Raw genomic sequence first — 13889 nt, forward strand, 5'->3', positions numbered from 1 at the left:
CTCAGGCTTCCGCGACCTTCGCCAGCTCAAGCGCTGGCAGCCATTGCTGCTGGGGAATCGGCAGTTGGCAGGAGTCGCCGCGCCCAATCGGAAAGTACTGGAAGCCTTTGCGCGCCAGACGCTCGCCGTCGTAGAGGTTACGGCCATCGAAGATCACCGGGGTTTTCAAGCGCTGGTGGATCAGGTCGAAGTCCGGCGCCTTGAATTGCTGCCATTCGGTGCAGACGATCAGCGCATCGGCGCCTACAAGGGTTGATTCCGGCGTACCCATCAGCATCAGGCGGCTTTCATCGGCGTAAATGCGCTGGGTTTCCTGCATCGCTTCCGGGTCGAAGGCGCGCACCTGGGCGCCGGCGGCCCATAAGGCCTCCATCAGCACGCGGCTGGGGGCGTCGCGCATGTCATCGGTGTTGGGCTTGAACGCCAGGCCCCACAAGGCGAAAGTCTTGCCGCGCAGCTCGCCTTTGAAGAACGCATTGATGCGCTCGTACAGCTTGCTCTTCTGACGCTGGTTGATCGCCTCGACGGCTTCCAGCAGATCGCTGGAGCAGTTGGCTTGCTTGGCACTGTGGATCAGCGCGCGCATGTCCTTGGGGAAGCACGAGCCACCGTAGCCACAGCCGGGGTAAATGAAGTGGTAGCCGATGCGCGAGTCGGCGCCGATACCCAGGCGCACGGCCTCGATGTCGGCGCCCAGGTGCTCGGCCAGCTCGGCGATCTGGTTGATAAAACTGATCTTGGTGGCCAGCATGCAGTTGGCGGCGTATTTGGTCAGCTCGGCGCTGCGCAGGTCCATAAATATGATGCGGTCGTGGTTGCGGTTGAACGGCGCGTACAGCTCGCGCATCACCTCGCGCACTTCTTCACGCTCGCAGCCGATGATGATCCGGTCCGGGCGGCGGCAGTCGGTCACCGCCGAGCCTTCCTTGAGGAATTCAGGGTTGGAGACGATATCGAATTCCAGACTGCGCCCGGCCAGGTGCAAGGCTTTCTCGATATGCGCGCGCAGGGTGTCGCCAGTGCCTACGGGCACGGTGGATTTTTCCACCAGGATCACCGGCTCGATTCGATGGCGTGCCACCGCGTCACCCACCGACAGCACGTACTTGAGGTCGGCCGATCCGTCTTCATCCGACGGCGTGCCCACCGCGATAAACAGCACTTCACCGTGTTCGACGGCGAGTTTCTCGTCGTAGGTGAAATGCAGCCGTCCGCTTTCGAGGTTCTCCTTGACCATCGCGGCCAGCCCCGGCTCGAAGATGCTCACATGGCCTTGCTGCAGCTGCTTGACCTTGTTTTGATCGACGTCCATGCAGATCACATCATGACCGACTTCGGCCAACACAGTGGCCTGCACCAGGCCGACGTAACCACTACCAAATACGCTGATTTTCATGGGGCATTCCTGGGACTTGTAGAGCAAGTGCGACGAGAGTTGATAACCAGCACACCCAGGATGACAAATGCCACCCCGAGGGTTTTCGAAAGCGAAAAATGTTCGTTGAACACCGGCAGGCCGGCCGCCAGCAGATACACCAGCGCGTAGCTGATGCTCAGCAGCGAATAGGCCCGCCCCAGCGGCAGGTGCTTGAGGGCCACCAACCAGCAAAGCATCGACAGGGCATAGGCACAGATCGCCAGAAACACCACCCCGAGGGCTGCGAGATCGATCTGCGCATTGAGCCATTCATGGGGCAGCGGTAAACGCGTCATGCTCCAACGCATGCCCAACTGGGCCACGCTGACCAGACCGACGCTGCCCAAGGCCAGGGCAAATCCGCGCGCCCGGCTCATACCTGACGCCCCAGCAACACTACGCCGGCGATCACCAGCGCGACGCCCAGCCAGTGGCGGGTATCAATGGGCTCCTTGAACACAAAGCGCGCCACCAGGGTGACCAACACAAAATTCAGGCTGAGCATCGGGTAAGCGATGCCCACCTCAAGACGTTGCAGCACCAGCAGCCATACCAGCAGCCCGAAGCCCAGGCACAGCAGTGCGGACCACAACCACGGCGAACGCAGCTTCAGTGCCCAACCGTGCGGCTGGTCACGCCAGCCTTCCACGGCGAATTTCTGCGAGACCTGGCCCATGCAGGTCAGTAAGCAAGCGGCCAATAGCAGCAACAGGGTGATCATGACGAGACCTGCGGGAAGATCAGAATCACCAGATTGCCTTGCTCATAGCGCTTGCCGTCCTGAGGCAGCAGGTTCACTTCGGCGACTTCGTCGTCACCCTTGACCCGCATTACCACGCCGACCGCGCCGCGTTTGCGCGCGTCGTTCATCCATTGCTGGACCTGGGCCATGTCGACCTTGTGATGGGCTGCATCAGCAAAGGCCAGGCCGTATTTGACTTCACCGACGGTGTTATAGAGGGTCACGTCCGCACGCTTGACCCGCCAGGCCAAGGCCGACGCGGCGCCCAGGTCATTGCTCAGCAGGGCGCCGGTCTGTTTCAGTTCCGGTAGGTGATCGATGATGAACTGATCCGGGGTTTTGTTATAAACCACCGAGTGGGGCAAGGCCGCCGGGGCCAGGGCTACCAGCAACCAGCTGCCGATGGCCGGCGCCGCCCAAAGGCGCAGCGGGCGTGCCGCTTGCAGCAGGTTGGTGAAGATCCAACCAATTAGCAGTACGAAGACCAGTACCAGGCTCAGGGTCTCGGTACCGTGCTCATACACCGGCTTTTTCAGTTGGAACCAACTTAATGCCAGCAACGCCACGATGCCCAATACCAGATTCAGCCAGCCGTTGATGCGCAGCGCACGGCCACGGCCCTGGGCCATTTTATCGGCCAGCGCATGGCCCATCAGCAGCGCCAGCGGCAACAGGCACGGCATGATGTAGGACGGCAACTTGCCTTTGGCCAGGCTGAAAAACGCCAAGGGCATCAGCAGCCACAGCAACAGGAAACCGATAGAAGCCGTGCGTTTCTCCTGCCAGGCCTGTTTGACGGTGGCGGGCAACAGCGCCACCCACGGCAGGCTGAAGCCGACCAGCAAGGGCAGGTAGTACCAGAACGGCTCGGCGTGCTGGGCATCTTCGCCGGCGAAGCGCTGGATATGCTCGTGCCAGAAGAAGAAGTGCCAGAAGTCCAGTTCTTGCAGATGTACGGCCAGCGCCCACGGCAAGCTGACGGCCACCGCCACCAGCACCGCCACTAGGCCGTAACCGAGCAGCTCGCGTAAGCGCTTCTGCCACAGCGCGTAGGGCAGGGCGATCAATACCGGCAGCAGCCAGGCGAGAAAGCCCTTGGTCATAAAGCCCATGCCGCAGGCAAAGCCCAAGAGTGCCCACGCGCCCAGGCGCCCGTTGCGGGTACGGCTGTCGAAGCAAAACCACAAAGCTACGCCGGTCAGGTTGACCCAAAAGGTGAACTGCGGGTCGAGATTGGCGTAGCCGCCCAGGGCCGCCACGCTGACAAAACTCATATACAGCAAGGTGCTGACCAGGCTTTTGCGCGGGTCATTCCACAGGCGGCGCGATACCAGATACACCAGCAGGATGCTCAGGCCGGTACTCAAGGCAGACGCGAAACGCACGCCAAACAGGTTCTGCCCGAACATCGCCTGGCCGAGTGCGATCATCCAATAGCCGGCGGCCGGTTTTTCGAAGTAGCGGATGCCCATGAAGTGCGGCGCGGCCCATTTACCGGTCAGCAGCATTTCCTGGCTGATCTGCGCATAGCGGGTCTCGTCGGGAATCCACAGGCCATGGGTGGCCAGCGGCGCCAGGTAACACAACACGAATGCCAATAGGAGCAGGGGCAGCGCCCACCGGCGCATCATGCCTGCTGCACTCCCAGCCACCCCTCGCGGCCGCTCAACGCGCCACGCACCAACTGTTGCTGGGGCAGGCGGGTCAGATCGGTGGGCAACAAGTCGCCCAGGGGTGTGAAGTCAATGCCGCGCTGCTTTGCCTGGGCAAGCAGCTGGCGAAAATCATTAGCCATCAGAATCCCTTCTACTTCTGCATGGATCGTGTAGACATTGAGCTTCGACGCTGCGAAGCGATCAAGGATGTAGCGATTGAAGTCGTTGGCGGCCACCACCGGCCCGACCACTTCGTCGAAGGTCGGCAGGTCCACCGGAATTTGTGGCGTGCCCGCGCTGCCATCGGCCAGTGTCGGCCGAAACAGGCTGGTACCCCGGCAATCGCTGTTGTAGCGAAAGTTGAAGCCCTGCTTGGCTTGCACCACGCGCTCATCGGCGCGCCAGCCGGCGGCCGCGGAACAATCGATGGGCTCGCCAAGGATGTCGTTCAAGGTGTCCACGCCGCGCCGAATCTGCTCGACCAACTGCGCCTCGCTCCAGCGCCCGGTATTGGCTTGCCAGCCATGGTGGTCCCAGGCGTGCAGGCCGACTTCATGCCCGGCGGCCTTGGCTTGGCGCATCAAATGCCCCAGGTCGCGGCCAATGGGCTTGCCTGGCCAGGCGGTGCCGGCCAGCAGAATGTCCCAGCCGTACAGGCCGGCGGCGTTGGAGCGCAGCATCTTCCACAAGAATTGCGGGCGGATCAGGCGCCACAGGTGGCGCCCCATGTTGTCCGGGCCGACGCTGAAGAAGAACGTCGCTTTTACCCCAGCTTCATCCAGGGTTTCGAGCAACCGTGGCACGCCTTCGCGGGTGCCACGGTAGGTGTCGACGTCGATGCGAAGACCTGCCTGCATCAGCGCTTGTCCGCCTGTTCGAGCATGGCTTCACGCAGGAAGAAGTCCAGGGTATTGCCGATGGTTTCGCTCATCTCCACGGTCGGTGCCCAGTTCAACAGGCGCTTGGCGTTTTCGATGCTCGGTTTGCGGTGCGCCACGTCCTGGTAACCGTTGCCGTAGAACGCCTTGCTTTCGACATCGCGGAAACCGGCGAATGGCGGGAAGTTGCCACGCAGCGGGTGGGCCTCGAACTGGCGCAGCAGCTCTTCACCCAACTGGCGGATGCTGGCTTCGTTTTCCGGGTTGCCGATATTGATGATCTGGCCGTTGCACGCGTCATTATCGTTATCGATGATGCGCGCCAGGGCTTCGATGCCGTCGGCGATGTCGGTGAAGCAGCGTTTCTGCTCGCCGCCGTCGAACAGGCGGATCGGCGTGCCTTCCACCAGGTTCAGGATCAACTGAGTGATTGCCCGGGAGCTGCCGATACGCGCCGAATCCAAGCGGTCCAGACGTGGGCCCATCCAGTTGAAGGGGCGGAACAGGGTGAACTTCAGGCCCTTGTCGCCGTAGGCCCAGATCACGCGGTCCAGCAGCTGCTTGGATACCGAGTAGATCCAGCGTTGCTTGTTGACCGGGCCGACCACCAGGTTGGAGGTGTCTTCGTCGAAGTACTGGTCCTGGCACATGCCATAGACTTCCGAGGTCGACGGGAAGATCACGCGCTTGTTGTACTTGACGCAGTAGCGCACCAGCTTGAGGTTTTCTTCGAAGTCCAGCTCGAACACGCGCAGCGGGTTGCGGGTGTATTCGATTGGCGTGGCGATGGCCACCAGCGGCAGGACCACGTCGCACTTCTTGATGTGGTACTCGATCCACTCGGTGTGGATGCTGATATCGCCTTCCACATAATGGAAGTTGGGGTGGCTGCGCAGGCGCTCAATGGCGTCGGAGCCGATGTCCAGGCCGTAGACTTCGTAACGGTCGTCACGCAGCAAGCGCTCGGACAGGTGGTTACCGATAAAGCCGTTCACCCCCAGGATCAGCACGCGGGTGCGGCGTGGCTTACGGCCGGATTCGGCGCCGCGCAGCACGGAGCCGTCCACCAGGCCCAGTTCGTCGGCCAGGGACGGACCGGCCTGGTATAGACCGTTGTCGTTGCGCTGACCGAACGTGATCACCAGGGAGTCTTCACCGCAGGCGATGCGCAGCGGGTTGACGCTGATCACGCGGCCCGGCGCAAGGCCATCGTTGCCCTTGACCACTTCGGCCTGCCACACGATGAGCTTGTGCTCACCCACGGCGCAGAAGGCGCCAGGGTAGGGTTGAGTGACCGCGCGCACCAGGTTGAACAGTTCTTCAGCCGGTTTTTTCCACTCCAGTTTGCCGTCGGCGGCCGTGCGGCGCCCGAAGTAGGTGGCCTGGCTGTCGTCCTGAGCGGTCTCCGTGAGCTTGCCCGCAACCAGTTGCGGCAGGGCGTCACGCAGAAGACTGGTGGCCGCGTCACGCAGTTTGGCGTGCAGGGTCAGGCCGGTGTCGCTGCGTTCGATGGTGACTTTTTGCTGAGCCAGGATCGCGCCGGCATCGGCACGTTTGACCATGCGGTGCAGGGTCACGCCGGTTTCGGTTTCGCCGTTGACCAGCACCCAGTTGGCCGGCGCGCGACCGCGGTATTTGGGCAGCAACGAACCGTGCAGGTTGAACGCGCCTTTGCTGGCAGTGCCTAGCAGGGCTTCACTCAACAGGTTGCGGTAGTAGAACGAGAAGAGGTAGTCGGGCTTGAGTTTGGCGATGCGCTCGACCCACAGCGGGTGGTTGGCGTCTTCCGGCGCGTGCACGGGAATGCCGTTGCGCGCGCACAACTGGGCCACGGAGCCGTAGAAATTGTTTTCCTTGGGATCATCGGCATGGGTGAACACGGCAGCGATGTCGTAACCGGCATTGAGCAGCGCTTCGATGCCTGCACATCCAATATCGTGATACGCAAATACAACGGCTTTTGAACTCATGACTGAACCTGATCGGGAGAAGTAGAAGTATGGGAGGACGCCAGGCCGTCGACGACGACCACAGGCGCCGGTGCCGCCGGTTGGTTGCGCAGCACTTTTTCAATGAAGAAACGCGGGCGGGCGCGCACATCGCTGTACATGCGGCCCAGGTATTCACCCAACAGGCCCATGCCGATGAACTGGCCCCCGGTGAACACGAACAGCACCGCAAACAGCACGAACATGCCGTCGCCGGCCCACTGCGCGCCGAAGGCCAAGCGCAGGATGATCAGCGCAAAGGCAAACAGCATGCCCAGCGCCGCCAGGCTGAAGCCGACGATGGACAGCAGGCGCAATGGGGTGGTGGTCATGCAGGTCAGCAGATCGAACATCAGGCTGATCAGGCGCATGGCGCTGTATTTGGATTCGCCGTGTTCACGCTCGGCGTGGTGCACCAGAATCTCGGTAGTGTGGCGGGCAAAACCGTTAGCCAGGATCGGAATGAAGGTACTACGCTCGCGGCAGGCGAGCATGGCGTCGACGATGGTGCGGCGGTAAGCGCGCAGCATGCAGCCGTAGTCGGTCATGGCCACCCCGGTGGAGCGCTGTACTGCGAGGTTGATCAGCCGCGATGGCCAGCGGCGGAACGCGGAGTCCTGACGGTTATTGCGCACGGTGGCGACCACGTCGTAGCCCAGGGCGGCTTGTTCCACGAGGCGCGGGATTTCTTCCGGCGGGTTCTGCAGGTCGGCGTCCAGGGTGATCACTACCTCGCCCCGGCACTGCTCGAACCCGGCCATGATCGCCGCATGCTGCCCGTAGTTACGGTTGAGGATCACCGCGACCACGTTGCTGCCATCCTCTGCGGCGGCGTCTTCGAGCAATTGAGCGGAATTGTCGCGGCTACCGTCATCCACCAGGATGATTTCGTATTCGTAGGCCAACTGCTTGCAGGCTGCCGTGGTACGACGCAACAACTCAGGCAGGCTGTCTTGTTCGTTGTAGACCGGGATAACGATCGATACGCAATGAATAGGGTAGGGTTTCAAAGATTCATGACCTCGGGGGTTAGCGCAGCTTGGAGCGTTAAAGCAGCAGCAAAACAAAGGCGATTGCGCACTAATGCACAGCTAAAGATGAAACATAATCAACAGGTTAGCTGGTAAAGCGCGGATTGCTATGAAGTACTGGGTTTAAGATTAAGCGCAAAAATGTGGAACGAATATGAAAGCCGGATGAAAAACTCGTTTATTTGACAGGTAGACAGCCAGGGTTCAGCTAAGCCACCCATGGGCGTCCGGGTTCTATTGAGCGGTTGAGTAGGAGCGATTTTAAAAGGCTTTGGTTCCACCCTGAACAGCACAATGGGCAGTTCAGCGCCACATGAAGAATCTTCTCTGCATTGGCGCTCAAGTGCCGGTAAAGTAAGCCATCTCTTGCCAGGGCAGACGGATGAATAGCGTGCAGCTTTTACGCGGCCAGTTGCGGCCGGTATTGATGGGGTTGTTGTTGGGCGTGGCCTGTATTTCCACGGTGCGGGCCGACGACGGGGTGGCGCTGACCAGCATCGATCAGGTGCCCGAAGGCGTGGAAGTACGCGGCAAGCAGATCGCGGCCTACACCTGGGACGACCGCCAGGGCAAAAACCTGCTGGTACTCGCCGAGCAGCTCAACGAACGGGACGATGACGGCACCCAGTCTGCATTTGTCTACGCCGCCCAGTACCTGATTGACGGCAAACGCCCCAAGCGTATGTGGATGCTCTACGACGATGTGCAGCACTGCCAATTCGATGCGGCCCTGCGTTTCGACCGAACCGCCACCAAAGTCACTGACCTGAACGGGGATGGCATCACCCAGACCGTCGTCGGCTATTCGCTGACCTGCACCAGCGACGTCAGCCCCAATGAATTCAAGCTGATCATGCATGTGGGCAAATCCGAGAAGTACCGCCTGCGCGGCGTCGACCGCTACGGCGCGGCTTGGTGGGATGAAGAGGCTGGCGCGCTGCGCGGTATGCCGTTGCCCAAGGACTGTAGCGTGGCCGGCCAACAGGCGCTGGTCAGTCAATACAAGGAGCAGGGCACCGAGCTGCCATTGCCGGGCTGCTACCGCGACGAGAAGGATTTCGCCAAGGCACCGCAGGCGTACTTACCGTTCATGCGTCAGCACTGGTTTGCCCTGATGCAGAAACAGGACGCCGAGTGGAGCCAGGCCCAGACCCAGCCTCAGGAACCCACCGACGACGAAGAAACCGCCCCGTGATTTTGTGCCAGGGCCGGTCATGCGCTAGACTCGGCCTTCGCCAATTCACTAAATACCTCGATGAAACAATGAGTTGATCGGGGTATTTAATCCAAAGGCTGAATTACATTGACTGAGTTTCTGCGCAACCCCCTGACCCTTTACCTCACCCGCCTGGCACCTTCCAGCCAATTGACCATGCGCTATGTGCTGCAAGACGCCGCCGACCGCCTGGGCTTCGAAGACATCAATCTTGAAGAGATCGACTGGCACCTGCTGCAACCCGAACATGTCATCGCCCTGGTGGCGGCGCTGCGCGAAGACGGTTACGCGCCCAACACCTCATCGCTGTACGTTAATGCCGTACGCGGGGTGATGAATGAAGCCTGGCGCATGAGCCTGATCACTCAGGAACACCTGCTCAAGATGCGCACGGTCAAGGCATCCGCCGGCACGCGCCTGGGTCAGGGCCGCAATCTGCGCCGAACGTTGATCCGCGAAATGATGGAAGCCTGCGCCGCCGACCCACGCCCCCAGGGCCTGCGTGATGCCGCGGTGATCGGCATTCTCTACGGCTCAGGCATGCGCAAATCGGAGTCGGTCAACCTCGACCTCGCGCAGGTCGACTTCGCCGAACGCAGCCTGCGGGTAATCGGCAAGGGCAATAAGGAACTGGTCAAATACGCGCCGGACTGGGCCTTTGCCAAACTGCAGGCGTGGCTGGCGTTTCGTCGTGAACAGCTCAAGGAGGGCGAGGAGGATGACAGTTTTCTGTTTAACCGCATCCGCCGTGGCAGTCATATCACCCGGGAACGCATCACCAAACACGCGATTTACTACATCGCCCGCCAACGCGGCGAACAGGTCGGTGTGAAGATCATGCCCCATGACTTCCGCCGCTCGTTCATCACGCGAGTGATCGAGGAGCATGACCTGTCGATTGCGCAGAAGCTGGCGCACCACACCAATATCCAGACCACCGCCAGCTATGACGTTCGCGACGACAATGAGCGGCGGCGGGCAGTGGATCGGTTCGATTTGTAGAACGGTCAGAGGATCGGCTTGCCACCGGTGACGGCGTAACGCGAGCCGGAGATGTAGCTGGCTTCGTCCGAGGCCAGCAATACATAGATCGGCGCCACTTCCACCGGCTGTCCGGGGCGGCCCAGCGGGGTTTCGCTGCCGAAATTCTGCACATCCTCGTCGGTCATGGTGGCCACGATCAGCGGCGTCCAGATCGGGCCTGGGGCGACGCTGTTGACACGAATCCCCTTGCTGCCGAGCATCTGTGCCAGGCCCCCGGTGAAGTTGGCAATGGCGCCCTTGGTGGCGGCGTAGGGCAGTAATGTCGGCTTGGGCATGTCGGAATTGACCGATGTGGTGTTGATGATCGAGCTGCCGGCCTTCATGTGCGGCAAAGCCGCCTTGCAGATGCGAAACATGGCGGTGATGTTTATATCGAAGGTCTTGACCCATTCTTCATCCTCGATTTCTTCGAGGGTTTCATGGCTCATCTGGAACGCGGCGTTATTGACCAGCACGTCGATACGGCCGAACTGTTCAACGGTCTTGTCCACCAGCGCCTGGCAGGTGGCTTTTTGCGCAATATCGCCGGGCAGCAGCAGGCACTGACGGCCGGCTTCTTCGACCCAACGCGCGGTCTCCTGAGCGTCGTCGTGCTCATCCAGATAGACGATGGCCACATCGGCGCCTTCACGGGCAAACGCGATGGCGACTGCGCGGCCGATGCCGCTGTCGGCGCCGGTAATCAGGGCGATTTTGTTGGCCAGGCGGCCGGAGCCCTTGTAGCTCTGTTCGCCACAGTCCGGGTACGGATCCATTTTCTTCTGGGTACCCGGAACGCTTTGGGCTTGTGGGGCGAACGGCGGGCGTGGGTAATCAGTCATTGTCGGTCTCCATAGGTGTGTGAAACAGCTATGAAGTTAGTGTTTTCCGGCCCGCCGATAGTTGTAATGGATGCCGGCCAAGCCCGACGAATGGTGCCTGTCAGGAGGAGGGCGGGGCGCTCGCCAAATGTGCTGGCAAGCGGCGTAAGGTCCACAGCACCGTGAGGAGTGCCGCGACGGCGCACAGTGCGATCCCCACCAGCATCGGCGCTGGCGTGTGGTCGGCGAACACACCGACCAGGCTCATGCACACCGCGCCGGTGATCATTTGAATCGCGCCGAGCAACGCCGAGGCCGAGCCCGCTACGGCACCGTGGTCCTCCATGGACAGCACGCCGGCCGCCGGCAATAGCAGGCCGAGAAAACCAAAGCCGATAAACAGCAGCGACATCATCAAGGCCAGGTTGCCGGACCACAGCGTGGTGATTGCCAGCAGGCTCATCACCACCGCCACACCGATCACCGAACTGCGAATCAGCGGCGCCAGACCAAAGCGTGCGCTGAGGCGCGCAGTCAGTTGGCTCATGGCGAAAAACGACGCGGCGTTGAGGGCGAATGCCAGGCTGAATTGGGTCGGCGTCAGGCCGAAGTGCTCGATGTACACGAACGGCGCGCTGCCGATAAACACGAAAAACGTGGCCAGCCCGAAGCCGCACACCAACGACAATCCCATGAATACGGGGTCACGCAGCAAACTGCCGTAGCTGCTGAAGGCGCTGCCCAGGGTTTTGCCCAGACGGCGCTCCGCCGGGTGAGTCTCGGGCAATTGCACGACAGTCATCACCAGGCACAGCACAGCCACCACCGCCAGCACGGCAAACACTTCGCGCCAGCTCCACAGGGAAATTACCAGGCTGCCGGCCAACGGCGCGAGAATCGGCGAAACACTCATCACCAGCATCAGTAGGGACATCAGCCGCGCGGCTTCATGGCCGGTGTACAGGTCGCGCACAATGGCGCGGGGCACCACCATGCCGGCGCAGGCCCCGAACGCCTGCATTGCGCGAAAGGCAATCAGCACTTCAATGGTCGGCGCCAATGCGCAACCGATGCTGCCCACCGCGAAAATCATCAACCCGGCATAAATCGGTGGCTTGCGCCCGAATACATCGCTGATCGGCCCGTAAAACAGCTGGCACACGCCGATCACAATAAAGAACACCGTCAGGCTCATCTGCACCGCCGCCGGTGATGCTTGCAGGCTCGCGCCCAGGGTAGGGAGGGCAGGGAGGTAACTGTCGATGGCGAAGGGGCCGATGGCGGTGATCAACCCCAGCAGCAGGGCGAGATGGGCAATACGTCGAGACATGGAGCAATTCCGGGCCAAGCAAAGGCCGCTCAGCTTAAGGGATCCGCGCAGATCCGCAAACTTAGGCTTCAATAACAGGGACAAGATGCCGATAACGGTACTAACGACGCTCAGGCGGTTGGCTTTTCAACCGGCGTTCCAGGCACAGGGATACCCGCATGACGATCAAATTACGCTTGATGCTGCTGATTGCGACTGGATTGTTGACCGCCATGCTGATGAGCTTGGTCAGTTACCTGGGAAACGCTCGGATGAGCGACGCCGTGCGCGAAAACGAGGTCAGCATGACGGTGCTGCGCAACCATATGGAAGCCGACATGATGCACGACGCTCTGCGCGCCGACGTGTTGTCTGCCATGTTGGTCGGGCTGGGTAAGAGCACCAGTAGCAAGGACGAGGTCAGCAGTTCGCTCAAGGAGCACGCGGAGCATTTTCGCCAGATGCTGGCAGAGAACCTCAAGCTGCCGTTGGACGAGACGCTCAGGAACAAGTTGGAAAGCACCAAGCCCGCGCTCGATACCTATATCAGCGCAGCCGAACGTATCGTCGTGCTGGCTCTGGACAACCCGGAAGCCGCTCGCGGCGAATTAGAAACGTTCAATAAAGCGTTCACCCAACTGGAAGATCAACTGGCAACGCTGAGCGAGCTGATCGAAAGCAATACCCAGCAAACCGGCGCCAGCACCCAACAGACAATTCGCAGCGCCAATTTCACCCTAGGTGCGGTGCTGATTGCCAGTCTGTTGTTGCTCCTGGCGCAAGGCCGTTGGGTGATGCTGAGCATCATGGGCCCACTGCAGTCCGCTAGCCGGATTGCCGCCAGCATCGCCCGGGGCAACTTGAGCGAAACCATTGTCGAGCCGCATCGCAAGGACGAAGCCAGCTCATTGATCCGCAGCCTGGCGACCATGCAGCGTGATTTGCGCGGCATGATCGACGTAGTGCGCAGCAACGCACACGGCATCACCGGCGTTACCGAACAACTGAGTCATGGCTGTCATGAAGTCGCCAACAGCAGCCAGCAGCAAAGTTCAGCCGCCAGCACCATGGCCGCTGCCGCCAGTGAAATGACTGCCAGTATCGAAGAAATCACCCGCCACGCCGGGCACGCACTGGAAATGGCCAACCAGGCCGAAGCCCTGGCCAAGGACGGTGGGCGAGTCATACACCAGGTGGTCAGCGACATGGACGGTATCGCCCGTTCCTCCCAGCAATCGGCCCAGGTGATCCGCACCTTGGACAAGGAATCCGAGGCGATCTACAGCATCATCCAAGTGATCAAAGGCATCGCTGACCAAACCAACCTGCTGGCCCTCAACGCAGCCATCGAAGCGGCGCGGGCCGGGGAGCAGGGGCGCGGCTTTGCGGTGGTGGCCGATGAAGTGCGCAGCCTTGCGGGGCGTACCAGTGCGTCGACCCAGGAAATCGCCAGCATGGTTGGGCGCATCCAGCAAAGCACCCGGGAAGCGGTAACCAGCATGGAGGAGGGCGTCGCTCAAGTGGACAAAGGCATGGCGGTTACCGCTGATGTGGAACGCGCTATTCGCGAGATCCTGCAGGCAACCCTCAACACCACGGAACTGGTGCACGACATTTCGCGCACCATCAGTGAACAGAGCCTGGCCAGCAATGAAATCTCCCATCAGGTGGAGATGATTGCCGGGATGTCGGAGAACAACAGTCGTGTGATAGGCCAGACAGCGTCGACCACGGACGAGCTGTCGAACCTGGCCGGCAAGCTGTCCCAGTCGGTAGATCGGTTTCAGCTTTGATTTCGTACGCTATTGA

At 61.0% G+C, this 13889-nt stretch carries 12 protein-coding genes and 1 pseudogene; 4 read left to right on the plus strand and 9 right to left on the minus strand.

The window, feature by feature from the left end; all coding sequences use genetic code 11:
- Position 1: 1 nt before the first annotated feature.
- Genes ACFZPT_RS06045 through arnC form a run of 7 tightly spaced genes read right to left on the minus strand, consistent with a single transcriptional unit; the run spans position 2 to position 7690 of the window.
- Positions 2-1396 carry a UDP-glucose/GDP-mannose dehydrogenase family protein gene (locus tag ACFZPT_RS06045; RefSeq protein WP_034097916.1) on the minus strand — a complete coding sequence of 465 codons (1395 nt, stop codon included), beginning with the start codon at positions 1394-1396 and terminating at the stop codon, positions 2-4.
- Positions 1393-1794, minus strand: a complete 402-nt coding sequence (arnF, locus tag ACFZPT_RS06050) for a 4-amino-4-deoxy-L-arabinose-phosphoundecaprenol flippase subunit ArnF (RefSeq protein ID WP_034097914.1) — start codon at positions 1792-1794, stop codon at positions 1393-1395. The genes ACFZPT_RS06045 and arnF overlap by 4 nt, the downstream gene beginning before the upstream one ends.
- Positions 1791-2138, minus strand: coding sequence for a 4-amino-4-deoxy-L-arabinose-phosphoundecaprenol flippase subunit ArnE (arnE, locus tag ACFZPT_RS06055; RefSeq protein WP_034097913.1), 348 nt, complete (start codon positions 2136-2138; stop codon positions 1791-1793). Before arnE ends, arnF begins: the two co-directional genes overlap by 4 nt.
- Complete coding sequence (arnT, locus tag ACFZPT_RS06060) at positions 2135-3790, minus strand: lipid IV(A) 4-amino-4-deoxy-L-arabinosyltransferase (protein ID WP_379555064.1); 1656 nt, start codon at positions 3788-3790, stop codon at positions 2135-2137. The genes arnE and arnT overlap by 4 nt, the downstream gene beginning before the upstream one ends.
- Positions 3787-4671 (minus strand): 4-deoxy-4-formamido-L-arabinose-phosphoundecaprenol deformylase, encoded by an 885-nt coding sequence (arnD, locus tag ACFZPT_RS06065; RefSeq protein ID WP_034113736.1) that lies wholly within the window; start codon positions 4669-4671, stop codon positions 3787-3789. Before arnD ends, arnT begins: the two co-directional genes overlap by 4 nt.
- Entirely contained in the window at positions 4671-6662 is a 1992-nt protein-coding gene (gene arnA / locus ACFZPT_RS06070; RefSeq protein WP_034113735.1) for a bifunctional UDP-4-amino-4-deoxy-L-arabinose formyltransferase/UDP-glucuronic acid oxidase ArnA, read from the minus strand. Before arnA ends, arnD begins: the two co-directional genes overlap by 1 nt.
- A complete protein-coding gene (arnC, locus tag ACFZPT_RS06075; protein WP_034097905.1) occupies positions 6659-7690 on the minus strand; it encodes an undecaprenyl-phosphate 4-deoxy-4-formamido-L-arabinose transferase in 1032 nt (343 codons plus the stop codon). The genes arnA and arnC overlap by 4 nt, the downstream gene beginning before the upstream one ends.
- A gap of 403 nt (positions 7691-8093) precedes the next feature.
- On the opposite strand from arnC, the gene ACFZPT_RS06080 reads away from it, so the two are divergent.
- Positions 8094-8906, plus strand: a complete 813-nt coding sequence (locus tag ACFZPT_RS06080) for a M949_RS01915 family surface polysaccharide biosynthesis protein (RefSeq protein ID WP_034097903.1) — start codon at positions 8094-8096, stop codon at positions 8904-8906.
- Positions 8907-9014: 108 nt separating this feature from the next.
- Positions 9015-9929 carry a tyrosine recombinase XerC gene (xerC, locus tag ACFZPT_RS06085; protein ID WP_034097901.1) on the plus strand — a complete coding sequence of 305 codons (915 nt, stop codon included), beginning with the start codon at positions 9015-9017 and terminating at the stop codon, positions 9927-9929.
- A gap of 5 nt (positions 9930-9934) precedes the next feature.
- Here xerC and ACFZPT_RS06090 read toward each other — a convergent pair whose 3' ends face one another.
- Together ACFZPT_RS06090 and ACFZPT_RS06095 are read right to left on the minus strand one after the other, a co-directional pair.
- Positions 9935-10792: an SDR family oxidoreductase gene (locus ACFZPT_RS06090; protein WP_379555060.1), complete on the minus strand. Its 858-nt coding sequence runs from the start codon at positions 10790-10792 to the stop codon at positions 9935-9937.
- A 100-nt stretch (positions 10793-10892) separates the two neighbouring features.
- Positions 10893-12101 carry a multidrug effflux MFS transporter gene (locus ACFZPT_RS06095; RefSeq protein ID WP_379555058.1) on the minus strand — a complete coding sequence of 403 codons (1209 nt, stop codon included), beginning with the start codon at positions 12099-12101 and terminating at the stop codon, positions 10893-10895.
- Between the two features lie 158 nt (positions 12102-12259).
- Here ACFZPT_RS06095 and ACFZPT_RS06100 point away from each other — a divergent pair.
- Positions 12260-13015 (plus strand): annotated as a pseudogene (locus ACFZPT_RS06100) (MCP four helix bundle domain-containing protein); the annotation flags it as partial.
- Between the two features lie 132 nt (positions 13016-13147).
- Complete coding sequence (locus ACFZPT_RS06105; RefSeq protein ID WP_371263993.1) at positions 13148-13873, plus strand: methyl-accepting chemotaxis protein; 726 nt, start codon at positions 13148-13150, stop codon at positions 13871-13873.
- Positions 13874-13889: the final 16 nt, after the last annotated feature.

It is taken from the genome of Pseudomonas sp. MD330_10, from assembly GCF_042610415.1.
In the GTDB taxonomy this organism is placed as follows: Bacteria; Pseudomonadota; Gammaproteobacteria; order Pseudomonadales; family Pseudomonadaceae; genus Aquipseudomonas; species Aquipseudomonas rhodesiae.

What these genes read in the sequence shown, in the direction of transcription:
- ACFZPT_RS06045 (WP_034097916.1), bottom strand. Translation starts at nt 1,396, where the DNA reads ATGAAAATCAGCGTATTTGGTAGTGGTTACGTCGGCCTGGTGCAGGCC.
- arnF (WP_034097914.1), bottom strand. Translation starts at nt 1,794, where the DNA reads ATGAGCCGGGCGCGCGGATTTGCCCTGGCCTTGGGCAGCGTCGGTCTG.
- arnE (WP_034097913.1), bottom strand. Translation starts at nt 2,138, where the DNA reads ATGATCACCCTGTTGCTGCTATTGGCCGCTTGCTTACTGACCTGCATG.
- arnT (WP_379555064.1), bottom strand. Translation starts at nt 3,790, where the DNA reads ATGATGCGCCGGTGGGCGCTGCCCCTGCTCCTATTGGCATTCGTGTTG.
- arnD (WP_034113736.1), bottom strand. Translation starts at nt 4,671, where the DNA reads ATGCAGGCAGGTCTTCGCATCGACGTCGACACCTACCGTGGCACCCGC.
- arnA (WP_034113735.1), bottom strand. Translation starts at nt 6,662, where the DNA reads ATGAGTTCAAAAGCCGTTGTATTTGCGTATCACGATATTGGATGTGCA.
- ACFZPT_RS06080 (WP_034097903.1), top strand. Translation starts at nt 8,094, where the DNA reads ATGAATAGCGTGCAGCTTTTACGCGGCCAGTTGCGGCCGGTATTGATG.
- ACFZPT_RS06090 (WP_379555060.1), bottom strand. Translation starts at nt 10,792, where the DNA reads ATGACTGATTACCCACGCCCGCCGTTCGCCCCACAAGCCCAAAGCGTT.
- ACFZPT_RS06095 (WP_379555058.1), bottom strand. Translation starts at nt 12,101, where the DNA reads ATGTCTCGACGTATTGCCCATCTCGCCCTGCTGCTGGGGTTGATCACC.
- ACFZPT_RS06105 (WP_371263993.1), top strand. Translation starts at nt 13,148, where the DNA reads ATGGCCGCTGCCGCCAGTGAAATGACTGCCAGTATCGAAGAAATCACC.